Here is a 22,977-nt window from a genome sequence, read left to right on the forward strand (position 1 = left end):
TCGAAGCTGACACGATTTCGAACTTTCCGAATGCCCATACCTTTTCGAGCCGATTTTGGGCAAGAAATCGAACTTTCCGTCGCTCGATCCCGCCCATTTCCCCCGCAAACGGCTCGTTTGGGTAAGAAACTGAGCTTTCCGAGCCCCGAGCGATGTCACAAGGCCCGGAAAGTTCGATTTCTTGCTCAAACGCACGGGTCACCCGCATGCCCCCATGCAATTCCGCCGCCCGAAGTCTGCGCAGGTCGTGACGAATAGTGCACCGGTTCGCTGGTGTGCATCGTGGGCAAATCCATCACGAACAACGCGCTTCTGGGCTACCAGGCAACGGTCACGCGCGCCACGCTCACGCTGGGCGCGGCGCTGCTGGCGCTGGTGGCCGCGCTGGTGTGCAGCGCGTACCGCGCGCAGGTTTCCGCGCAGAAAGCCCAGTTCGAAACGGAGCGGCGCCGCCTGCAGGCCAAATCCATGCACGAGGTTGAAGCCGCAAAGGCCAAGGCGGACGCGGTGAACAAGTCGAAAAGCGAGTTTCTGGCAAACATGTTGCACGACATCCGCGCGCCCATGAACGCCATCGTGGGCCTGACGAAGTTGATGGAGCACGACAAGGACGACCCCGAGAAGATGGACGCGTACCTGCACAAGATCCAAACGTCCAGCCAGCACCTGCTCAGCCTTATCAACGACGTGCTTGACATGAGCAAAACCGAGTCGAGCGAAGTCACGCTTGGCCGCGAGCCCATCAGCCTGGCCGACCAGGTTGCGCAGATCGACAGCATCATCCGCTCGCAGGCCGAAAGCCGCAGCCAAACGTTCACCATCCGCGTGCACGAGCTTACCCACGAGCACTTCATCGGCGATGCCATGCGCCTGCGCCAGCTGCACCATCTATCCCGACGGTCGCACGCTGCTTAAGGCGTTTGCGCAGGTGGAGCCCAGGCAGTTCGACGCCATCCTCATGGACGTGCAGATGCCCGCGATAAACGGCCTCGACGCCACGCGCGAGATTCGCCGCGGCAAGAACCCGCTGGGGCGCACCATCCCCATCATCGCCATGATGGCCAACGCGTTCAGCTCCGACAAGCAAGCCTGCCTTGACGCCGGCATGAACGCCCACGTTGTCCCCACGAAGCAACCGCCACCGCCGCGAAACCAGCCCGCAACCCACTTGCAACCCGCCACCTTGCCAAGTTGGCCCACTTGCCAGCTTGCCCCACTTGTTAGCTTATCAACTCGCCGACTTGCCCACTTGTTAGCTTACCCACTTGCAACCCGCCAAAACCCGCTGCAGCATGCCCGCCATGCGAATCCGCCGCAAGCCAAACGCCCCATCAAGCCACCTTGAAATCAAAAATCGCTCATGTATGTGATTTGCTGAGGATTCGTTGAGTATCCCCCTTTTCCACTGCTCTGTGACCAGGGAAAACGCAACCATCTTTGGCTTGCTACCTCGGCAAGGCAAGTTAAATCACATACATGAGCGATTTTCGTACGCAGCGCCACAGAAAGCAGCACGGAAATTCGGGGAGGTAACAAGCCAGCCCAGATAGCGCATCTCCACGAACAGGCGAGCCCCAATCCTAACGCAAAAAAGCCCGGGCATTTGCCCGGGCCTGGAGCAGCTTGCACTTAAGAGCACTCGCTCTGGGAAATGGCGAACAAAAAGCAAGCCGAAACGCCTGCGCGGCGTCTACGCCAGCATCATGAACAACTTGGCCAGCACGAAACCAATCAGGCCGCATGCGGGGAACGTGATGACCCAGGCCAGCAGCATGTTTTTCGCGATGCTCCAGTTCACGCGCTTGATGGAGCGGCTGGCACCCACGCCCATGATGGCCGACGTGTTGCAGTGGCCCGTGGAAACCGGCATGCCCGTCAAGCTGGCGAACAGCAACGTGAACACCGTGGAGAAGTTCGCGGCCACGCCCTGGTACTTCTCCAGCTTCACCATGTCCATGCCCACGGACTTGATGATGCGCTTGCCGCCCACCACCGTGCCGGCCGAAATGGCCAGCGAGCACGTGATCATGACCCACATGGGGAAACCGCCCGCGTCAGGCGTGGAGCTGCCGAACGACAGTGCGATGCCCAGCATGGCGATGGACATGAACTTCTGGCCGTCCTGCGCGCCGTGCAAAAACGACAGCGCCAACGCGCAGATGTCCTGAATGACGGTGAAGGCGGTGTTGGCCACTTGGCGGTTGACCATCTTGAACACGCGCTCGATGACCTTCGTGAACACCCAGCCCAAAAGAAAGCCTGCCACCAGGGAAAACACCATGCCGTAGATGACTTTTACCCACTCGGAGGGCACAACGCCCGCCCAGCCGTTCATGGCGATGGCGCCGCCGGTGATGCCGGCGATCAGCGAGTGCGACTTCGAGCACGGTATGCCGAAAAACCAGCAGAATATGCCCCATCCGATGGCACCGATCATGGCTGCCACCAGGGCCAATAGCGCCGCGTCGGTATTTCCTGAGAAGTCGACCATGCCGAACATAGTTTTCGCAACGGCCGTGGAGATGAACGTCATGCCCACCAGGCCCACGAAGTTGAACACCGCCGCCAGGCCGATGGCCACGTTCGGCTTCAGGCACCGGGTTGACACCACGGTGGCAATGGCGTTCGGCGCGTCGGTTGCACCGGACACGGCCGTGACGCCGATGATGAGCACCAAAATAACGAACAGGATCGGCTGGGCCATAGCCTGCGCAAGAAAGTCAGCAAACGTTAACGCCATTCAGTTCCCCATAATCTGTAAAAGCCACGTAAGAGCCTCGTCAATTTGACGTATGTTCTACGATACTACACCGAGCCACGCAAGCGCCAGAACCAAACGCATCCGGAAGCACGAAAGACCACGCATCCGCCATGAGCGAACGCGGGCACGGACGCGTTTCTCCACACCTGTCCTCCGCCTGTCGAAACAAAGGCTCAAAACATTGTGCAAGCGAATTTGCAGCATCCCCGAGCAAAAAAGGCCGCGGCCCCGATTGCCGCGGCCTCTCCCCTTTGTCCGCGCCCCTAGCGCACGCCCGGTTCAGCTACTTCGCCGTCTTGGTAGGCTTGCAGCAGGCGTTCCAGCTCGGCCACGCGGCGACGGATGTCGGCGCCGTCGTCGGTGTCGGCCACGCGCGTGCGGTGCGGCACGCGCTCCACCACGCGACGGGAGCTGTGGATGTCAAGCTCTTCCTTCACGGCCGCGGCTGCCGACTTCAACGGCTCGTGAGCAGCCAAAATGAACCCGAACGAGTTGCTGATGAGCGTGTAGCCGGCAATGCCCGTGGTGGGCTGGTACGCCTTCGAGAACCCGCCGTCGATCATGAACACGCGCCCGCCGCACTTCACGGGGTCTTCGCCGTCCTTCACCTTCACCGGCACGTGCCCGCACACGATGTGCGACGTTTCCGGGTCCATGCCGAAGTCGCGGAAGATGCCGGCGATGACCTGCTCGTCGTCGATGAGCGTGTAGAACGGGTTCTTCACTTCCTTGCGCGCGGCCTTGTCGGCGATGAGGTACAGCTCGAACGTGGCCATCTTGCTTTTCGCGAACAGCGGGCTGCCCTCGCCCAGCCACAGGTACCACAGAAGGTCGCGACCGCGGCGGCGCTCGTCGGCGTCGTGGCTGTAGAACGCCGCGCGCACGTAGCGCTCCATCACGTCGTACAGCGCGCGGCCCTTGTACGGCGTGCCGAACACGTTGACTTCCTTCAGGCTGCCGTCGGCGTTGAGCGGCACGCACGCGTGGAACATGAGGTTGCCGTTGCAGATTTTGTACAGGCTGCCCGCCTCCAGGAAGAAGTGCATGTGGCGCTGCAGCTTCTCGCAGCCGGTGAACGCGGCCTCCAGGCGGCACATCACCTCTTCTTCGGCCGGCGTGAGCGCGAACGGGTTTGCCGGGTCCACCGTGGGGAACACGGTGTCGGTAAGCGGGTAGGTGATGCCGTCCACCACCACGGTGCCGGCTTCGTAGTCGATTTTGTCCAGCAGCTTGCGGCTTTCAAGCCCGAACTCGGGATATTCGTCGATGAGCGCGGCCTCCACCTTGAACTGGATGATGGCCATGGCCTTCTGGATTTTCACGTTCATGGTCAGCTCCGACGGCGGCAGGTCGGGGTTGCCCTTCAGCGCGAAGCCGGCGCACGGGTCGTCGCGGTAGGCGTCAAGCGCGAAGCTGGCCAGCGGCAGGATGTTGATGCCGTAAGCGTCTTCCAGGATGGACAGGTTGCCGTAGCGCGCGCAGTTGCGCACCACGTGCGCGATGCAGCCGCGCTGGCCGAGCGCCGCGCCCATCCACACGATGTCGTGGTTGCCCCACTGGATATCCACGTTATGCTGCGCACGCAGCGTCTCCATAATGACATCGGGGTTCGGACCGCGGTCGTAGATGTCGCCGATGATGTGCAGCTGGCTGATGGCCAGGCGCTGGATGAGCTGCCCAAGCGCCTCGATGAGCGCGATGCCGCGGCCCGTGCGCACGGCCGCGTCGATGATGCCGGCGTAGTAGGCTTCCTTGTCCACGCCGTGGTTGTCCTCGTCCATCAGCTCTTCGATGATGTAGGCGAACTCGGCGGGCAGCGCGCGGCGCACGCGGCTGGCGGTGTACTTGCGGGCCGCGCGCTTGCACACGGCCACGAGGCGCGGCACCACCGTGGCGTACCACGCGCGCTCGTCGTCAACGTCGGCCAGGATGAGTTTCGCCTTTTCACGCGGGTAGTAGATGAGCGTGGCCAGCTCGCGCTTGGCGGCTTCGGAAAGCGAGTCGCCGAAGGCCTCGTCCACTTTCAGGCGGATGGAGCCCGAACCGTTGCGCAGGATGTGGCTGAACGCCTCGGACTCGCCGTGGATGTCGGAGCAGAAGAATTCGGTGCCTTTCGGGAGGTTCAGGATGGCGCTGAGGTTGATGACCTCGGCGGCAGCGGCCTCGGTTGTGGGAAACGATTGCGCCAGCAGTTCCAAGTAACGCTTTTCGGTTGCTTCCATGAAAACCTCCTCGGGGCGCCGCGGCGCCAATCGCACAGTGATGCCCACATGGTACCGCGCCCCAAGCGCCCCCGCAGCCAACCGCCCGGCACACGGCACACCCCAGCAGGCGCCCGGCGTCGGAACAGCCGCGCACGCATCCAGCCGGCATCCGTCCAGCCCCGGCAGCATGCGAACCCCGCACAGCCAGCACACCAGCCCTCGCGCGCGCATCCAGCAAGCGCCGGCATACGAACGCCCACCCCGCGCGGCGGCGAACGGGCCGCCAGGGATTCCGTTTTCGGGAGAAGTGGGAGCAAAGTGCGAACAACCCGCTTCCCACTTCCCCCGAAAACGGCGCGGGGTTCTCGGCGAACCCCACAGGCCAGCAATTTTTGTTCCCACTTCCGGCCATTTCAGAACCGCATGACACTTGCCTGCCGACAAACCCCCTTCGCCAATTCCCACATCGCTCCAAAGCGGAATCCCTGGGCAGCGCCTCTTTCCCAGTTCGCAACAATTCGGCACCCTGCGCGCACCACCCCGCAGCCAACCGCCCGACACACGGCGCGCGCGCATCCAGCCAACGACTCGGGCCAGGTGCGCACGCCCGCAGGCGCTCGCGAATCCGCGCGCTACGCGCGTGCGCCCTCTCCTGCGCGCTACGCGTTGTCGTCGGCCAGCAGAGCGCCTAGGGCTTCCTCAAGCTGGGCAATCTGCTCGTCGTCCATGGCTTCGGAAAGCGGCTTGGCTGCTTCGCACACGACGTATTCCACGCGATCGATATAGGAATCCCACGCCCGTTCATCGACCTGAATCGCCTGTTCAGCGAAGGACGAAAGCTTCTTCACGCCATACCAGAAGTGCTCGGCGGGCAGCGCGGGGTCATCATCGAGCACGCCGCCGTAGCGCTGCGCATTGAACGTCTTCATGCGCTCGATGGCGCGGGCGATGTCGTCGCCGCCGCGCTTAGCCTCCTCGTCGACGAAATCGGGAATGCCCTCGGGGCAATCATCATCGTCGCCTTCGTCCTCGTCAGGGTCCGAGCACACGGCCCGGAAAAACGCCGAGAACGCAGAGGGAGCAGCCTCGCCGTATTCCCCATCGCTTCCGAACGCGCAGAACAACCCACCTTGCCGCACGCTTTTCGCATACGTCGCGTACGAAGCCTTCACCTGAAGCAGCAGCTCGGTAAGCTGGGCCACGTCGACAACGCGCACGCAGCGCACCCCGCCGAACGCGGGTACGTCGAACGCAGGCATGCGCCGGCCCGCAACACCCTGCGCCGCCTGATACACCCACTCGTCCAGGCAAGCCCGCACCGCCGCGAGCGCGACATCGATGCGGTTGGCAACCAAGTCTTGCTGGCTTTCCCGCTCAACGCCGCCAAGCACGTCGACCTGCGGCAACCCAAGCGCATCCTGAAACACGCCCACCAGCCGGTCGTCAAGGCCGCCGGGCGCACCGGCCCCCGCGCCGCCAGCAGCCGCCGCGCCGTCAACATCGCCAGCGCCAGCCACGCCACCAACCGGCGCATCCCCCGCACCTGCGTCCGCGTCCGCGCCCTCGGGCACGCACGGCTGGCCCACCTCGACCTCGCGCACGCGCGCAAGCTGCTGTTGCAACGCGCGCGCCGCCGAGTTGAACACCGCCGCGTACCGCTCGCACGAGTCGGACGCGATCTTCGCCTCGATGGCGCCGATGGTCTGCTCCACGCGCTTCAGCAGCAAATCGCACGAGCTCATGGAGCGAAGCGCCTTGTAGCGCCGGTCCATCTGCAGCGACGGCACAATGCCCACCTGCTGATACGCGCGGTGCACGCACCTTGCCTCGTTGCGCCGCACCCATTCCCCCAGCGCGCCCTCCACTAGGCACCGGCGCAGATCGCAGCGCTCCTCATGACGCCGCCACTCGCGAAGCAGCTTCCGCGCCGCATCCGCATCGCGCTGTTGCTGCTCGTCGAAACCCTGGCTCCGACGCGAAGCCTCAAGCGCGGCATCCGCGCCAAACGTCGCGCCAAGCGCCCTGTTCAACGCCGCCTCAAGCGCATCGGCGCCCGTCAGCCCCAAAGCCGCCTCGCCGCGCGCCTCGTCCTCGCCGCCCATAACGTCTCCCTTCGCCACGCTCTACAGCCCCAGCGCCTTCACGGCCGCGTCCACGTAATCGCCCGGCGTGTAGAACACGGGGCTCACGCCCGAAATCAGCTCAGGCGGCACCGTCTGCATGTCCATGATGGACGACGTGGGCAAAAGCACCCGCTTCGCGCCGGCGTTCTTCGCCACGCGCATGATGTCCTCCAGCCCGCGAATGTCGTCGATGGTGCCGGAAATGCGCAGCGCGCCCGGCACCGCCAGAGCGTCTAGCACGGGCTTGTTGCACGCCGCCGAGCACAGGCCCACGAACTCGGCCAACGAAATCTCATCGGACAGCCCCTTGCTTTGCAAGTCGTTGTAGTACAGCAGGAAGTCCTTCGAGCCCGCATGCATGCCGCGGGCCACGCGCGACGCGTTCGTCTCGAACAGCTTGAACGCGGCCTCGACCGAGTCGCGCACGGGACGCACGTTGCCGATGCCCTCGTGGCTGAACTTGCCCTCGCCCATCACGGCCTTGTTCTCCAACTTGTACACCGCGAACTCGCCGCCAAGCGACTTGCCCACGCCGAACACCTGGCCCGCCATCAGCGGCCCGTCGGGAATGAGCGTGCTGTCCGTTTGCTCGGGCACGCCGATCACCTTCGTCTCAGACGGGTTCTCCGCATCCAGATACCCCAGGTTCACGTCGATGAACTCCACGCCGGCCATGATCTTGAGCTGTTCTTTCACGCGGCGGCGCCCCTCGATGGCGTATTCCAGAAGCCAGCGCACGTCCTCCTTGCCCATGTTCTGATCGGGGAACAAAAGCTTGGCCAGGCCGGAAAACGTTTTGCGCACGCCAATCTCGTCGCGCTTGTTGAAATCGCTGTTCAGGCGGAAATACTCATCGATCAGGTGCGTGTAGTCGCGCCGGCGCATCTCCTTGCAGAACTCGCTGAGGCAGTCGGTGATCAGGCCGTAGTGCTCCGTAAGCAAATCCGAGCGCATCTTGGGAATCTCCCAACCAGGCAGGTAATAGTGGATGCGGTCGAAAAACGCCGAGTCGTTGTTGAACTCGATGGGGAACGGGTCGAACAGGTGCGTGGTTTTCAGCACGTTGGCCACCGTGTCGTTGATGTTGCCCTCATACACGATGGACGCGTCGGCGTTCATCTGGTCGCGCCCGCGCGCGAAGCTGCCCGAGGCCATGTAGTCCTTCAGGATCTGCACGGCGTTCTGGTCGCGGAAGCGCATGCCGGCAACCTCGTCGAACGTGATGCAGTCCCAGTGGCTGACCAGCCCCAACCGCGCCGCACCGCGCGCGTTCATGCGCCCGAACAGGTTGGCCGTGGTGGTCTGCCCGCCGGAAAGCAGGATGGCGTAGGGCGAAACCTCCTTGTAGATGTGGCTTTTGCCCGTGCCGCGCGGCCCCAGTTCGCACAGGTTGTAGTTGCGCTCAACCAGCGGCACCATGCGCTCGACGAAATGCATGCGCTCGCGCTCGGTCAGCACGCTGGGCTCGTAGCCCGCCGAGCGCAGCAGCATGTCAAGCCATTCGTCGCGCGTGAAGTATTGGCGCTGCTCGATCATGGACTCCAGGTCAAGGTTCGGCATCTGGATGGGCGTGAGGCTGGCCACCGAAAACGGCGAGTCCTCCGCCCCGCGCTTCTTTCCGACGGCGCGCTTCTTGGGCCGCTCGTCGCCGAACACTTCCATGCCAAAATCGTCTTCGTCAAGGTTCACCCGGCGGTATTCAATGCGCATGATGCACCAAATGCCCCCTTGCAAGATCTTGGAGTAGTTGCGCACGTAATCGGCCGGCATCACGAACGGCTCGATGTTCAGGTTCGTGAAATGCGCCTCGTAGATGTCCTTGTACTCGTCAAGCACGGCCGACACCTTGTCGATGATGGTGTATTGCCCCAGCTCGCGGATCTTCGACTTGATGCGCTCGCTTTCGTCGGGGCGCACGTAGTTGTTCGTGAGGATGGTGCGAATGCGGTCAAGGCCGGCCGCCAGGTCTTCCTCGTTGTCGGTGGAGCAATACATCCCCAGCAGGTATTCCAGCACGAACGTGGGCACGTTCGCCCCGCGCTTCATGAGCGCCGTCAGGTCCTTGCGCACGATTTTGCCGCCGAAGTGCTCCAGCAGCTTGCAGTCAAGCTCGTCAGCCTGAAAGCCCACAGCCCCGGAGGTGCCCGGCATAGCCTCCCCCACGGCCACCGCGAAATCCTCGTCGAGCTGTGCCGCGTCGCCGGCGTCCGCAACCGCGCCGCCGGCGCCCGCCGCCGCAACGCCGGCATCGGCGCCGGCCGCGTCCTGCCACGTGCCGCCCGTCACGGCTTGCTCGTATTCCTCGGAAGGCTGAACTGCAGGAACCTCCCACAAATCGTCATCGTATCCAGTAGGCATGGCCCACCCTTTCTCTCATCAGCGCCGTGCGCTAGAACCCAAAGTCAAGCGGCGCGAACGAAACCTCTATGCGATAAGGCTCGCGCCACGCGATCTGCCCGCTTTGGCGCTCGCGCGCCACCAGCTGATACTCCTCTTTCGCCGAAAAGTTCGAGCCCTTCAGCGTGAACTTCGCCTTCACCACGCGCTGCTGCGGGTTGTCCGACGTTTTGTCGGCATGCGCCTTCTCCACGTTGCTCACCTCATTGCCCGACGAATCGGCGAAGCACAGCTCGTACTCGCACGGCAGCACCTTGCCCACAGCGGGCTCTTCCTGAATAAGGTTCACCGTGAACAGCGAGTTCGTGATGCGGCGCTCGGGCGAAAGCACGCGCAGCGTGGCCGGGCGCGTGTCCTGGAAGTCCTTCGACCTTGCGCCCACGCGCCAGAACGTGACCAGCGGCACGCACAACTCCTGCAGGCTGACGCCGCCGTGCACGTAGCGGCAGGTGCCGCCGGGGCGTTTGATGCGCACGTTGCCCCGCGGCGTGAAGCCCACGAAGCGCCCGCCGTCGACGTCGTCCATGCCCACGCGGATGAACGGGGCCTGCCCGGCGCCGGCGCCGGCGCCGCCCGCGAACTCGGCCGCGTCGTCGGCGCGAACGACCAGGTGGCGCTTGCCGCACACCGTGTCGGCCGCGGGAAGGTCGGTCTTGCCCACGCGCTCGCATTCGTCCAGGTCGTGGCGCGTGTACAAAAAACCGTGGTCGGCGGTTATGGCAACGCGCGCGCCGGGCGCGTCCATGCACACGCGCTTGGCCAGCGCGCACACGTCCTCCACGGCGTCGCTGCAGGCGTCGAACACCGAGTTCTCGGTGGCCAGCTTCTCGCCCGTGGCGTCGATGACGTTGTGGTACAGGTACACCAGCTCGGCTTCCTTCAGTAGGCTTTTGCGCTCGGCCGCGGGCATTTCCAGGTACGTGTCGGCCCGCAAGGCGCGCGCGTGTGGGCGCACAGTACGCAGCACGGCCTCGCGCTGCTCGGTGGTGGCGGTGGGCCTGCCGTCGGCGAACACCTGCCCCGTTTCGAAATCAAGCGAGATGCCCCGGCGCGGCAGCAACGCCGCCATGCCGAATTCGGTGACGGAAGGGTACGCGGCCTGCATGCTGGAAAGCTTCACCATGCCGCCCTTCTCGCGTTCAAGCGTGCGGGCAACCTCGCGCCCCACTTCGAAGCGCAGCGCGTCGGAGATGATGACCACCATGGTTTTCGCGGAACCCTGGCACGACGGCAGCACCTTCCAATAGAAGTCGCGCTGGCAGTCCACGCCTTCCACGTGCCCGCAATCAAGCCACTGCTGCTGCGCGGCGGCCGCCCAGCAACTGTTCGCCTCGGCCAGAAACCAGTTGGAATACAGCCCCTCGGCCCACTGCATGGCAGCGCGCAGGGGTTCTTCCAGGTTCTCGTAGCCGCGCGTGCGGCACGCGCCCGCCGTGCGGCACAGCTTGCGGTACAGCGCGTCCATGCGCCACCAATCCTGCGTGTAGGCTTGCCACACCCGGGCGGGCTGCGCCTCGTGGAAGCCCTGGGCGTGAGCAGCTTTGAACCCGTGCATGTCGGCGATGGCCTCAAGCGCCTCGAAATAGCAGGCCACGCGCGCGTGCCATGCCAGGTTGCAGCGACGGTCCACCGCGGTGCGGGCATCGGCCTCGCGATCGGCGCCCTGCGCGAACGACTCGAACAGCGTTGCCAGAATGGCCTCGTTGATGCAGGGGAACACGTCGCATTCCACGATATCGGCCAGCGGCGCGGCCGCGAAGCGAGCCGCAAGCCCGCATTCGTCCTCCACGCGGCGGCACACCTCGAACAGGTCCTCGGAAGAGAAGCGTGCGTCGCGGTCCCAATCCTTCACCACGGCCAGGCAGTACTGCGCGTTCTGCGAGGAAATGCGGCCTTCAAGCCCCGCAAGCGCGGCAGCGGGGATAGAAAGCGAAGCCGCCGACAGCAGCACGTGCGAAGCCAGCTCGGCGAAGGTGGTAGCGCCGTCAAGCGCGCCCGAAAAGTCGGTGATGCGCTGCACCCAACGCGCCAGAGCCTCGCCGGCGCCGTATTTCGCGAACGTCTCGAACGCCGCCGGCCCGCCGTTGTGCAGAAGCTCGCGCAGATACCCGCGCACCACGAAACCGCCCGTCGCGTCGTCGGGCGAGGCGCCATCGAGCAGCGCGGCCAGCACGCCAAGCTCCACGTCGGCGCCCGACGCCGGCGCCGGGCAGCACTTCGAGAAGCGCCGCACGCGGTCTTTCGCAGCGAAGAACGCACGCATCGCCTCCAGCGCCGCGCGCACGTCGGTGGAATCCTCGGCGTTCAACTCGTCGGCCAGAAGCGACAGGAAGTCGGCCTGGAAATGGTCGGCGAACAGCTCCACGTCGGCCAGCCAATCGCCCTCGATGTCGCCGCGGGCGCGCTGGCGGTACACCAGCAAATCGCTTGCAACGTCGCCGCGCGAAATCAGGCGCTTCACCTCGAACATACCGCCTTCCGCCGCCTTCACGAAGCGCACGGGCCGCGCGAACCCTTCGCCCGCCGGCATAACGGTATCCGTTGCGCCCGCGCCGTCGAAGCCCCGTTCGGCCAGGCCGTCGAACGCGTCCTCGAACTCGCCGGCAGGATCGTTCCAAATCACGATGCGACGTGCAGCCGCAGGCGCAAGCGGCTGCGCGAACCGCGCCTTCAACTGCCCTTCAACATCTATCTTCGCCATATGGCAAACACTCCGTTCCACGGCGCGCCCCAGCGCGCCGAACACTCTTGCAACCCGCATGCGGCGCCGGCAGCCCAGCCAACGCCCGCCCTACTTGATCTTCGCCAGCACGTCTTCGAACTTCGCGTAGTTCGCTTTCACTCCGTCGTCCAGGTCGATGACGATCATCTGGTCGGCCAGGTGGTGCAGGCGCTCCTCGAACGCGATCGTTTCGGCGAGCTGGTCGGAGAGCTTCCGGCGCTGCTTCTCCAGCTTCACGCGCTCGCCCTTCTCAGCGCTGGACAGCTGCTCGTCGATGAAGCTCATCTGTGCGCGGTAGCGTTCCTGCTGCTCGTGCACGTAGTCGGTGCGCACGCGCGCGAGCAAGTCTGGCTGGTAGCGGTGCAGGTACGCAAGCGCCTTGAAGCCGTTTTTCTTGCCTGAGTCGAACAGCCAGTAGATGGGGCGCTTCTTGTAGGTTTGGCAGTGATCCTTGAAGAAGTCCTTCAGGAAATACGCGCGGATGACCTGGCGAGACGTGCCGCGCCCGCCGAGCGCCTCGGCGACGAAGCGCAGGTTCTCCTCGAGCGTTTCGGCACCATAGGCCGCGCGCATGAACTCCACGAAGCGCCCCACGATGTCATCGTCGAAGTACTCGTCGTCAGTGATGGGCAGCACGTTGTCGGCGTCGGGCATGAAGCTGACGCGCGATGCGTCGCCGTCGGCCACCTTCGCAACGTAGTTATCCACCGTGTCGCCCTGGTCGGCCAGCACCAGGCCGTCGCGATCAAGCGAGTAGCGCCCGAACATGCAGCCCACCGCGTAGCTGATAAGGCTTACGATCTCGTCGCGGCGCGTGCGCACGTACTTGTTGCCCTTGTACGACTCGGGGATCTCCTCCGCGGTGTCGAAGATGCGCGCCACGGACACGTACTTGTCCTCCACCTCGATGGGCACCTCGCCCACCATGTGGTAAATCTCCGCGAAGATGCGGTTGAGCTCTTCCTCGTTCGCACGAAGCTGCTCGAACCGCTCGTTCACCTCGGCCTTGCGAGCCTCATACTTATCAGCCAAAAGCGTAGCCATCACGCCGCCTTTCTCATCGTTACCTAAAAACGCGCCCAGGACGCGCCTGCTATTTCCTTTATCCAATCGCCCACTCATGCGAGCGCCCTACCTTTCGTAGCTCCACCCCCGACGTCGCCCTTCCTTGCACGCCGTGCTATAATGCGTATTGCATATGCAATACAAGGAGGCTGACTATGGAAACCGCTGCTGAAAACCGCCTTTCCGTCGCCATGCGCTTGCCAAAGCACGAGGTGCAGATCGTCAACGCGTACGCGAAGGAAAACGGCCTTACCAAAACCGATGCGTTCCTTCACTTCCTTCGGCAAGGAATAGCAAGCGAAAACGAACGCGCCGACAGCGACCGTCTGCGCTCCATCGAGCAGCTGCTGCAGGAGATCCTCCACAAGGTAGATGCTCCGGCAGCGGCTCCCAGCATCACCGATGTGCGGCGATGCGTGGCAGCCGAGGCGGCCAAGTTCCCCGCCATCGAAAAGGTCATCCTCTTCGGCTCGATCGCGCGCGGCGATGCGGGTCCACAAAGCGATGTTGACCTTCGCCTGGTGCTCGACCGGTCGGAGCAGTTCAGCCTGTACGACCTGGCGCACCTGCAAAAAGTCCTAGAGAAGCGCCTTTCCCACGAAGTCGACATCATCACCGCCGATACGCTGAAGAACCAAAACCTAGCCATGGCCATCGAACAAGAAGGGGTAGCGATCTATGAGCGCTAAGGAAAACGACCTCTTGCGAATCAAAAACCTAATCACCCTTCCGCTTCTTACTAAGCAATTTTGCCCATTTCAAAAGAGCGTCCATCTTTATAACAGCCCTTCCTTTCAGCTCTCCATCCGCTCGATTCTCCAAGACCAAATAATGTTCCGGCCCATCAGTCGAAATACGGAAACCACCATGTGCCAGGGCGTTTCGAATCAGATAGAATAGCGCCTCGGTTTTGTTAAGGTCAGACCTCTTGCAATGAACCGCGAATTCAAAAGAGCAGTCATACCCGTTTAACCTGTCAAGCTTTTCAAGCTCTTGTTCAACATTTTTTATCGGGCAATCAACCCAATGCCCTTTTTCAAACAAGCCCGATGACTCCCTCATTTTGGCGTGGAGCGTGGCGTAAGCATGATCCTTCCATCCGAGGTCTTCGAAAGTTTTGCCCTTAACAGAAGCACCGGGGACAGGAGATTCAAAAACGTAAAATTGGACGATATTTTGCAGATCAGGCTCAGATTGCAGCTTAACCCGACTCTTAAAACTCCATTTCCGTTTTCTATTTTTGCCCATAACGCACCTACACCAACGGATTGCGTTTGAAGTCCCAGGAGGTTTCAAACGAGTCCCAGTCGAGTTTGGATAATTTGATGTTGAAGCTGGACAAGTCGTCAATCAACTTCGACTTCCCCCTGTCATCTATCTCTAATAGGGGAAGAGATTTAATATCTCTAACTTGAAGATTCATCGTAGGATTAAGAATGTCGAGATATACTTGGGCAATTGAGCAATTCAGGAATGCGAGACACCAAGTCTCTCGATCACCAAGCTTGCATATTACTGGCCCGGATTTATCCCAAATACAACCGTCATCAATATGGCGAAAACAAGCCCTGCCGGAAGTTAACATTGTGTATGTAATTCCGCCTTGGTACCAATAGCGCTTTGGCAACAAAGTAGATGTCGGATTATCGCAATAATATCCGCATGCATCATCGGACCAATCAATCACGTGGATAAGATTCCCGTACCAACGACGAAATTCACCGCCCTTAGAATAGGGCATCCAACTATGCCCAACTTTACATGAAGTGACCTCCCAGAAAAACCTAAGATAAAGGTCATTATTACCTGTAATGTTTGGACTTCCGGTGTAATCAGAAATAGAATCAACTGAATACCCAGCTATAAAGGCATCGAGCGCAGTCGATGGTAACCAGTAGGCTATGGGGGTGCCGGGGATTTGTTTGAAGGCGTCGGCGTTGCGGCGGTAGAACCAGCCGCAGTCGGGGTTTTGGATGGCCTCGAGCGCTCGCGGCGCCTGGACATTGGCACCGGTAAAATCGGCCAGGCGCACGTAGCCGCCCTCGTAGCTGTCAATGTGAGAGTTGTGGAACGTGAAGGTGCATATAGGCACCGTCGCCCCAGCGAACCCGGAGTACTCCAGCTGAATCAAGGACGTGATTGTCTTCTCGTTAATCAGCTTCACGCGAAGCTTTTCATAGCTGCCAATAAACATCCACACAAACGGGGTCATCATGCCCACTTCGCCATGCTCTTTAGCGAAATCGGTAATGCGCGCGATGAACGACGAGAACAAATCGCTCTTCACGTCGGGATAATGCTTCTTCACCCACTTGCTCATGAAAGGGCCGAAGCTGCTGGACCCCATATACGGAGGGTTGGCCACCACGCAGTGGCAGCGCTCGGCCAGCGCGTCACACACGTCCTTGGCGCAGGCCACCCTTCCGGCAACGTTCGCCGTGAACATGTCGCCACCGGCGGAGCGGGACAGCGCCTCAGCGTCGGCGGCAAGCGCCGCAAGCTCGTCTTCCGTCGGATCCAGCAGGCTGCCCACCTCGTCCAGGTGCGCCAGCGCCTCCAGCAGATGCGGGTGCTTGCGCAGCGCGGCGGTCTCGGGCAGCTCGTCCTCGGCTATAACAACGGGCGCCAGCACGCGCACCTGGGCCCGCACCCCCCTGCCGAAGAAGCGGCGGTCGTGCTCGCGGGCACACATGGCCAGCGCCAGGCTTGCCAGCTGGACAGCGCGCGGGTCAATCTCCAGGCCGCGCAGGTTGTTCTGCAGGATCAGGCTCGGGATGTCGCGCTCGCGGTGGCCGCGCTCCAGGTACATCGCGAACAACAGCTCGAACGCGTACACCAGGATGTGGCCCGAGCCGCACGCCGGGTCGCACAGGGTTATGTCCTCGGGCCCATCGACGGCGATGAAGTCCTCGTGGGCGGCGTCGGGCTCGATATAGTACTCCATCTGCTCGCGCAGGGGGCTTTGCGGGTTGTTCAGCATCCACAGCCTGCCCAGGCTGTTCTGCACCATGTAGCGCACGATCCACTCGGGCGTGAACAGCTGGGTGGCCGCCGGCAGCGTTTCGGGCGTGGCCTTGTCCTTCGACTTGAAGAACGCGTCCTTGGCCTCGGCGTTGTAGTACTGGTACATCCAGCCCAGGATCTCCACGTGCCCCAGCCAGTCGGCCTCGGGGATGCCCTCCACCATGGCCTCGATGACGCCGCCCTTCGCCATGAGGCGGTCGGGCAGCAGCAGCTCCATGGCATCGCCCACCGGCTCGAACACGCCCGGCAGGCACGCGGCCAGCTCGCGGCACTGACACAACAGCAGGTAGCGGAACAGCGCCTCGTGTTAGCGCTACTGTAAAAACAACCATTTTGACCAACGCTCAATAACCAATCATGCCAACGCAATCCCGCCATTTGCGCCAACGCATTTTCACCATTTCCACCAACGCCGGGACTTACGCTTCGATCGACGAGCGAACGATGCTTTCGGGAGGAGCGGGCCGTGGCGGAGAAGAACCTGATCGGAGAGTTGGACATGTACAGGGAAGCGGGCATAAAGCCCAACTTCAGCGACATAGCGAAGCGCTACGGCAAGGACAGGCACACCGTGGCGTCGTACTGGAGGGCCGAGGGCGGGCGGCCCCACGACGGGCGCGGCGACAGGGCGGGCTCGTTCGACGCGCACATCGAGGAGGTGGCAGCCAAGGCGCAACTGCCGGGAGTCACCAAGAAGGGCATCCACGAGTGGCTGCTGCACAGGTATCCCGGCGAGGACCTGGCCGGCTACAACGCCTTCACCCAGTTCATGCGCAAGAACGGCATCGCCGTCGGGGCCTCCGGGGGCCCGGAGCCGCACCCGCGCTTCGAGACGCCGCCCGGACTGCAGCTGCAGTTCGACTGGAAGGAGTCCGTCAAGATGGCAAACCGCGACGGCGAGCTGTTCGAGTTCAACGTGTTCGCGGCGACGCTGGGCCATTCCCGCAGGCACATATTCATCCGGTCGAGGACCAGGACGACCGACGACCTGGTCAGGTGCATGTACGCCACGATCGCGAGGCTCGGCGGCGTGCCGCGCGAGTGGGTCACGGACAACATGTCCGCCCTGGTGACGATCAAGGGCGGCAGGCGCCTCAAGGTCCAGCGCGCATACGAGTTCGCCAAGGCCGCCGGCTTCGAGCTGAAGCTGTGCCGCCCGCGCAGCCCCCAGACGAAGGGCAAGGTCGAGTCGTCGAACCGCTTCCTGTCGCGGCTCATGGCCTACCAGGGCGACTTCGACGGCTGGGACGATATCGACGAGATCGTCGCGCGGATCGAGGACGCCAGCAACTCCGAGCCCAACGAGACCACGGGGCTGCCGCCCTCCGCGCTGTTCATGGAGGAGAAGGACGCGCTGCTGCCCGTCGGCAACCTGCGCGCCCTCGAGGAGGCGATGGGCGACGTGGTGCGCGTGGCCAGGGTGCCGGCCACGATGCTGGTGAGCGCGCACGGCGAGCCCATGTCGGTGCCCAGGCGCTGCATCGGCAGGCCCGCCCGCATCGTCTGCATGCCCGGCGGCGCGATGGACTGCTACGTCGGCGGCGAGCTGGTGGCGACGCACGTGGCGGGCGGGCCGGCCTACGACCCGGCGCACTACGCCGAGGCCATGGCCGGCAAGCGGTGGTTCGGCGACGCCGCCGGCGACATCGAGGCGGCCGCCGCGGCCAACCTCGGCCTGCTCGACTCGATAGGGGGCTCGCTGTGAGCGCCGCCGTGCAGGCCAGCCCCCTCAACCGCCTGGCGGCCAACCTCGAGGAGCTGGGGCTCGAGGGCATGGCGTCGTCGGTGCCCGAGTACGTCAGGCTCGTCGCCGACGGGAGGAAGAGCCTGGTCGACGCCATGCTCGAGCTCACCGACGCCCAGATAGCCCTCAAGCGGCGCGCCGACGACGAGCGCCGCACGAGGATGGCCAACTTCCCCTACATAAAGACGCTGGCCGACTTCGACTGGGGCTTCCAGCCGAGCGTGCCGCGCGGGCTGGTCGAGCAGCTGGCCACGCTCGAGTTCATCGACCGCGGCGACAACGTCGTGCTCGTCGGCAGCCCGGGCGTCGGCAAGACCCACCTGTCGATAGCCATAGGCCACGAGGCGGTGATGGCCCGCAAGCAGGTGTACTTCGCCGACTGCTCGAGGCTGGTCGAGGACCTCAAGCACGCCTCGGCGAAGGAGGCGCTGGCGCGCAGGATGCGGTTCTACGAGCACTGCAGCCTGCTGATAATAGACGAGCTCGGCTACCTCGACATCGGCAAGGAGGGCGCCGACCTGCTGTTCCAGCTGGTCAACAGGCGCTACGCGCTCAAGCGGTCGACCATCGTCACGACCAACGTGCCGGTGGGCAGGTGGGGCGACGTGTTCGGCAGCAACGTCACGGCCTCGGCGGTGGCCGACAGGCTTTGCCACCATTGCGCGATGATCAAGATAACGGGACGGTCATATCGCCTGAAGGACGTATCCATCGGCGGTGAGGACGGGAAGGAGGAGGGCGCCTAGACGCCGGAAGCGGCGCATCAGCGTTGGCGAATCCGGCGCATCCGCGTTGGCGCGATTGGCGAAAATACGTTGGTGAAAATGGTGAAAAATATATTGACGCTAACACCTCGTCGTCGCCGGCCTGCTTCAGCTCCACCACGCGCGCCGGGTCCATGTCCCCGATCTCGACGTCGAGCGCCTGGTCGAGCGCCTGCGAGCCGAGCGCGCCCGCCTCGTCGGAGAACATGCGCGCGCGGCTGGGCAGGTAGTCGCGCAGCTCCATGAAGCGGATGGCCACGATGCGGTTGAACCACGTGTAGGCTGCCTTGTCACGCAGGCGAGCCCAGCCGCGGGCCGCGTCGCCCGCGCCCAGGGCGTCGCGCTGGCGCAGCAGGTCGGCGCGCTGGGCGCGCTCCTGGGGTGACAACGGCACGCCGGCCACGGCATCGAGCTGCTCGGCCGCGTCGGCCTCGGGCGTGACGCCGTATTTCGCCATGCACAGCTCGACGCCGCGCGTCAGCTGCTCGCGCGCGAAGGAGCAGAAGTTCTTGATGGCTGCATCGTTCATAATCGGTCCCCTTTCCGCGTCGGCCTAGATCAGGCTGATAGCGTCGTTGCCTTCCAGGTTTTCCAGCAGCTGTTTTCGCAGATCAGCCAGGTATTCGTCCACCTGAGCCGGCGTTTCCAGCATGGCGCGCTTGCACACCTGTGCGCGGCGCACTTCCTTCACCTGGCGCTTCGGCGCGGCAGGCTTCGCCGTTTCGTACACGTTGCGCACCACGCTGCCGTCGTCGGTTTTGTGCGGCACGCTGATTTCGCGGGCGGCCTTCTGGCGGGCAGCTTCCACCGCCGCGTCGATGCTGCGCTGGGCTGCGGTTGCCTTCTGCTGCAGCTGGAAGCGTAGGGCGTCGATGCTCTGGGCGGTTTGCGCGGCGTGCGCGGTGCTTTTCATGCTTTCCAAGCTGGTTTTTGCCTGGTTGAACGCATCGGCAGCGGCTTCGGGGAATTCGTCCTGCCCCTCGGCATAGGTTTGCAAGCCCGCAAGTTCGGCAGTCAGCGCGTCCAAGAATTCCCGGCGATGCGCCGCAACCACTTCGCCGTGCGCTTTGCGGATGGTTTTATTCAGGTCCGACAGCCGCGGAACGTCCGGCACCGCCGACTGCAGGATCCCCTTCGCACTCGCAATGGCCTGCTGAGCCTCTTCGCTGACGTCCATGGCCGCGCCCTCGGCCGCGACGCTTTCCAGCAAAGCAACCGACTCGTCGAAAATGCGCTGCTGATTGGAGAAGAACTCGTCGACATACTCTTTTTTGTCATCGGCGAAATCAAGCAAATCGTCCTCGGCCTGTTTGAACGCGCGCAGCAGGACCTCGGGGTCGTTTTGCTGATCGCGCACCTGGGTCATGGCGTGCAGGCCGTCTTCAATCACCTGCTGGAAGGGGTACGGGTAAGCGCGCGTGCCGATGTAGTGCTGGCGCATCAGGGCCTGGCACTGCTCGATGCCGTTGTCCAGCTCGGCCTTCACGCGATTCACCAGGCCGTCTTCGTCGGCGGGGATGTCGCGTGCGCCCGTGAACTTGCCCAGGATGTCGCGGCACTTCTTCAGCAGCGCCTCGTTCATTTTCACGCGGCGCTTGATTTCGACCTTGTCGGCGTTTTTACGCAGGTAATTGATCATCTCCCTGTCGGTACACGCCACCGGAGCGCCCGCGAACAGCACCGTTGCCCGCTGGCCCGCAAGCAGGCGCGCCACCGTGGCGGCCACGTCGACCTCGCGCCAGCCGTACGGCTCGGCCTGGAACTTGCGCTGCACGTCGCCCACCGTCGTTTGTTGGTGGATGCGCTCTTGCAGCTGCAGGTGTTCCTCCACCGCGGCGCAGGCTTTCTCATTGCCGCCGCCGAAGCCCTCAAGGCCGTCCTGGCCCGCGCCGCGCAGGATGCGAATGATGTCGCCGTCGCCTTCCACGGAGTCGGTGATGTAGCCGGCCTTGCTGAACACGCTTTCGGCCAGGCGCGCCAGCGCGTCGTCGATCACGCCCTTCGCGTTGGTGGCGCGCACCTTCACCGCATCGCCGTTCACGAAGCAGCGCGCGTGCGCTACGGCGTCTTCCAAAAGCTTCGTAGCCTCTTTCTCGTCGAAGGCCGCCTGGCGTTGCTTGCCCATGATGATCTGCTGCGTGCTCGGCGGCAGCTGGGCCAGGTTCTTCGTGCGCGCATATTTGCGCACCTTGGCCACGCCCAGCAGCACGTCGTAGTAGTCCTTGTCGTTGTCCAGCACCACGATGGCCTGGTTGGCGCTTTTCACCGTCAGCTCGCCATCGATTGCGTTGGACAGGTCATCGTTTGCCAGGGTTATCACGTTCAGCTTCATGTCATGCTGAGCCGTGCCGTATAGCGAGTTGTCCACGTAGCGGTCGATGGGGAAATTGTTCGCCCCGCACGCCAGTTTACTTTGCGTGTATATGCCGCCGAACAGGGATTTCTTGATGCTTTCGATCACCTCGGCCGTATCCACCGACGTTTCGGATATCTCGCGCGCAATGTCTTGCTCTTCGTCGGTGAGAAAGTTGTACGTGTCGCCCTGGCGCGCCACGTAGTTCTCGCGCACCAGACGCGCCAGCGATTCGGTGACCTGCTGACGCAGCGCCATCATGTCCACGTTCATGTCGTCAGCCATCAGGATGGTGATGTTGTTGATGGTGGACTTGATGTAGTCGATATAGCGGATCAGGTACAGCAGCTTCAGCAGGCTTACGTCTTCGGGCTTAAGGCCGCGACCGGCGTCGGCGGCGTCTTGCGCACGCGTGATCACCTGGATGATGCCGTGCTCCAAGTCCTTCGAGATGGTGTCGAAGAAACGCCAAAACGGCACAAGCGCCGTGGTTTGCTGCTCCTGCAGCGCCTGGGCCGATTCCTGGAACGCCGACAGCATGCTGCGCTCGCCCGTGGACATGTGCTTGGCCTTCACGCCGTGCTTGCGCACTTCGGTCATGACGTCGGGCAGCACCTTGAACTGGTAGTTCACGAACGGGTAGCTTTCGCAGAAATCCGTTTGCCCGTCAAAGCCCACTAGGTCACCGCGCGAGCCTTCGAACGTGAACAGGTTCTTCAGCGTGGGGCTTTTCTCGGCATATTCGTTAGCTAGCTCCAAAGTCGCCGCCGGGGTTTTTTCCAACACGCGGCGCTTGATGACCTCGTCCACGCTAGAGCTGGAAAGCGACAGGCGCGTGTTGAAGCGGCCTTGGATTTTCGAGAAGTCGTCGCCCACGATCATGGCCACCTCGTCGATGGCTTCCTGGCTGGTCACCATCACCCACACACGCCCGCCGCAGCGCGCGCCGAATTCCTCCACCAGCGTCTGCAAATTCAGCATCAGGTTTTGGCCTTCGCCGATGAATTGACCAGTTTCGTCTGCCATGAACAGCAGGCGGAACCGACCGCCGTTTTCAGCCGCGCGCGCTTCGCAGTACTTGTTCACCTGGGACACGAAGCTGTCGATGGCGATGACGTCGTCCTCTTCGCCGTCGTACCAATGACGGGCGGCTATCTCGCTCATGCCCAGCACCTTTTGCAGCACTTCCACCATCCCGTCTTCGTAGAAGTCGTAGTCGGTGCGCGCATCCAGCCAGTCCATGCCAGTTACGTTTGCGAACGCTTCACGGAACTCGGCGGTTTTGCCGCGCTTCTCCACGAATTGCTCCAGTTTCGCCACCTTCAGGTTCTCGCCGCAAAAGCCCAGATTCTCGTAGAACACGCGCTCGAACGCGCGAAGCAGCGCCGTTTCCGCCGTGTCGCCGCTTTTCCATTTGCCGCCCTTCGCGTCAATGTCGAACAGCATGGCCTCGGTGGGCACTTCAGCACAGCGGCGCATGTTTTCGTACACCAGGGGGTCTTTCAGCTTGCCATCGAAGTAGTCGATGACGCGCTTGCCGCCCACTTCGCCATTTTCCAGCACGTACGACAGCATTTTCAGGAAGTGCGATTTGCCCGAGCCGAAGAAGCCCGAGATCCACACGCCGATTTTGTCCGTGGGCACGTCCAGCGCGCGGGCGTAGCTTTCGAAGAAGTGCGCAAAGTGGCCTTGCAGCTCGCGCGTTACCACGTATTCGGAAAGCTCCTGCTTCACCGATTCCTCGTCGGACTGCTGGACTTTGATGACGCCGTTGATGGAGCGGTTGATGTCTTTGTCGAAGATGTCGCGAATGTGCATGG

At 63.0% G+C, this 22,977-nt stretch carries 15 protein-coding genes; 5 read left to right on the plus strand and 10 right to left on the minus strand.

Annotated features, from left to right (window positions below):
- The first annotated feature begins 282 nt into the window (after positions 1-282).
- Positions 283-915, plus strand: coding sequence for a sensor histidine kinase (locus tag ET524_RS02305; RefSeq protein ID WP_129423151.1), 633 nt, complete (start codon positions 283-285; stop codon positions 913-915).
- Between the two features lie 55 nt (positions 916-970).
- Entirely contained in the window at positions 971-1,345 is a 375-nt protein-coding gene (locus ET524_RS12150) for a response regulator (protein ID WP_408005801.1), read from the plus strand.
- A gap of 345 nt (positions 1,346-1,690) precedes the next feature.
- On the opposite strand, the gene ET524_RS02315 is transcribed toward ET524_RS12150, so the two are convergent.
- The 6 genes from ET524_RS02315 to ET524_RS02345 form a co-directional block, all read right to left on the minus strand.
- Positions 1,691-2,740 (minus strand): inorganic phosphate transporter, encoded by a 1,050-nt coding sequence (locus ET524_RS02315; protein WP_129423153.1) that lies wholly within the window; start codon positions 2,738-2,740, stop codon positions 1,691-1,693.
- A gap of 284 nt (positions 2,741-3,024) precedes the next feature.
- Positions 3,025-4,983, minus strand: a complete 1,959-nt coding sequence (locus ET524_RS02320) for a fructose-1,6-bisphosphatase (protein ID WP_129423154.1) — start codon at positions 4,981-4,983, stop codon at positions 3,025-3,027.
- 641 nt (positions 4,984-5,624) lie between these two features.
- The gene (locus tag ET524_RS02325; RefSeq protein ID WP_129423155.1) at positions 5,625-7,067 is read right to left on the minus strand and encodes a hypothetical protein; all 1,443 of its coding nucleotides are present in this window, start codon (positions 7,065-7,067) and stop codon (positions 5,625-5,627) included.
- Positions 7,068-7,088: 21 nt separating this feature from the next.
- Positions 7,089-9,446, minus strand: coding sequence for a protease Lon-related BREX system protein BrxL (gene brxL / locus ET524_RS02330; protein WP_236648238.1), 2,358 nt, complete (start codon positions 9,444-9,446; stop codon positions 7,089-7,091).
- A 31-nt stretch (positions 9,447-9,477) separates the two neighbouring features.
- A complete protein-coding gene (gene pglZ, locus ET524_RS02340; protein ID WP_161566582.1) occupies positions 9,478-12,186 on the minus strand; it encodes a BREX-1 system phosphatase PglZ type A in 2,709 nt (902 codons plus the stop codon).
- A gap of 90 nt (positions 12,187-12,276) precedes the next feature.
- A complete protein-coding gene (locus tag ET524_RS02345) occupies positions 12,277-13,251 on the minus strand; it encodes a BREX-1 system adenine-specific DNA-methyltransferase PglX (protein WP_129423157.1) in 975 nt (324 codons plus the stop codon).
- Positions 13,252-13,427: 176 nt separating this feature from the next.
- Between ET524_RS02345 and ET524_RS02350 the strand changes: the two genes are divergently transcribed.
- The gene (locus ET524_RS02350; protein ID WP_129423158.1) at positions 13,428-13,961 is read left to right on the plus strand and encodes a nucleotidyltransferase family protein; all 534 of its coding nucleotides are present in this window, start codon (positions 13,428-13,430) and stop codon (positions 13,959-13,961) included.
- 28 nt (positions 13,962-13,989) lie between these two features.
- On the opposite strand, the gene ET524_RS02355 is transcribed toward ET524_RS02350, so the two are convergent.
- Both ET524_RS02355 and pglX read right to left on the minus strand, forming a co-directional pair.
- Positions 13,990-14,520, minus strand: a complete 531-nt coding sequence (locus ET524_RS02355; protein WP_129423159.1) for a hypothetical protein — start codon at positions 14,518-14,520, stop codon at positions 13,990-13,992.
- Positions 14,521-14,527: 7 nt separating this feature from the next.
- Positions 14,528-16,594, minus strand: a complete 2,067-nt coding sequence (gene pglX, locus ET524_RS02360) for a BREX-1 system adenine-specific DNA-methyltransferase PglX (RefSeq protein WP_129423160.1) — start codon at positions 16,592-16,594, stop codon at positions 14,528-14,530.
- A 168-nt stretch (positions 16,595-16,762) separates the two neighbouring features.
- On the opposite strand from pglX, the gene istA reads away from it, so the two are divergent.
- Together istA and istB are read left to right on the plus strand one after the other, a co-directional pair.
- Entirely contained in the window at positions 16,763-18,001 is a 1,239-nt protein-coding gene (gene istA, locus ET524_RS02365) for an IS21 family transposase (protein ID WP_118449093.1), read from the plus strand.
- A complete protein-coding gene (gene istB / locus ET524_RS02370; protein WP_129423107.1) occupies positions 17,998-18,786 on the plus strand; it encodes an IS21-like element helper ATPase IstB in 789 nt (262 codons plus the stop codon). The genes istA and istB overlap by 4 nt, the downstream gene beginning before the upstream one ends.
- On the opposite strand, the gene ET524_RS02375 is transcribed toward istB, so the two are convergent.
- Together ET524_RS02375 and brxC are read right to left on the minus strand one after the other, a co-directional pair.
- The gene (locus ET524_RS02375) at positions 18,710-19,333 is read right to left on the minus strand and encodes a hypothetical protein (RefSeq protein WP_129423161.1); all 624 of its coding nucleotides are present in this window, start codon (positions 19,331-19,333) and stop codon (positions 18,710-18,712) included. The two genes, istB and ET524_RS02375, sit on opposite strands and share 77 nt — an antisense overlap.
- Positions 19,334-19,357: 24 nt before the next feature.
- Positions 19,358-22,975, minus strand: coding sequence for a BREX system P-loop protein BrxC (gene brxC, locus ET524_RS02380; protein WP_129423162.1), 3,618 nt, complete (start codon positions 22,973-22,975; stop codon positions 19,358-19,360).
- Positions 22,976-22,977 lie beyond the last annotated feature (2 nt).

The organism is Senegalimassilia faecalis (assembly GCF_004135645.1).
GTDB lineage: Bacteria > Actinomycetota > Coriobacteriia > Coriobacteriales > Eggerthellaceae > Senegalimassilia > Senegalimassilia faecalis.

Coding starts and splice junctions, on each gene's coding strand:
- ET524_RS12150 (WP_408005801.1), top strand. CDS start 971: ATGCCCGCGATAAACGGCCTCGACGCCACGCGCGAGATTCGCCGCGGC.
- ET524_RS02315 (WP_129423153.1), bottom strand. CDS start 2,740: ATGGCGTTAACGTTTGCTGACTTTCTTGCGCAGGCTATGGCCCAGCCG.
- ET524_RS02320 (WP_129423154.1), bottom strand. CDS start 4,983: ATGGAAGCAACCGAAAAGCGTTACTTGGAACTGCTGGCGCAATCGTTT.
- ET524_RS02325 (WP_129423155.1), bottom strand. CDS start 7,067: ATGGGCGGCGAGGACGAGGCGCGCGGCGAGGCGGCTTTGGGGCTGACG.
- brxL (WP_236648238.1), bottom strand. CDS start 9,446: ATGCCTACTGGATACGATGACGATTTGTGGGAGGTTCCTGCAGTTCAG.
- pglZ (WP_161566582.1), bottom strand. CDS start 12,186: ATGGCGAAGATAGATGTTGAAGGGCAGTTGAAGGCGCGGTTCGCGCAG.
- ET524_RS02345 (WP_129423157.1), bottom strand. CDS start 13,251: ATGGCTACGCTTTTGGCTGATAAGTATGAGGCTCGCAAGGCCGAGGTG.
- ET524_RS02350 (WP_129423158.1), top strand. CDS start 13,428: ATGGAAACCGCTGCTGAAAACCGCCTTTCCGTCGCCATGCGCTTGCCA.
- ET524_RS02355 (WP_129423159.1), bottom strand. CDS start 14,520: ATGGGCAAAAATAGAAAACGGAAATGGAGTTTTAAGAGTCGGGTTAAG.
- ET524_RS02375 (WP_129423161.1), bottom strand. CDS start 19,333: ATGAACGATGCAGCCATCAAGAACTTCTGCTCCTTCGCGCGCGAGCAG.
- brxC (WP_129423162.1), bottom strand. CDS start 22,975: ATGCACATTCGCGACATCTTCGACAAAGACATCAACCGCTCCATCAAC.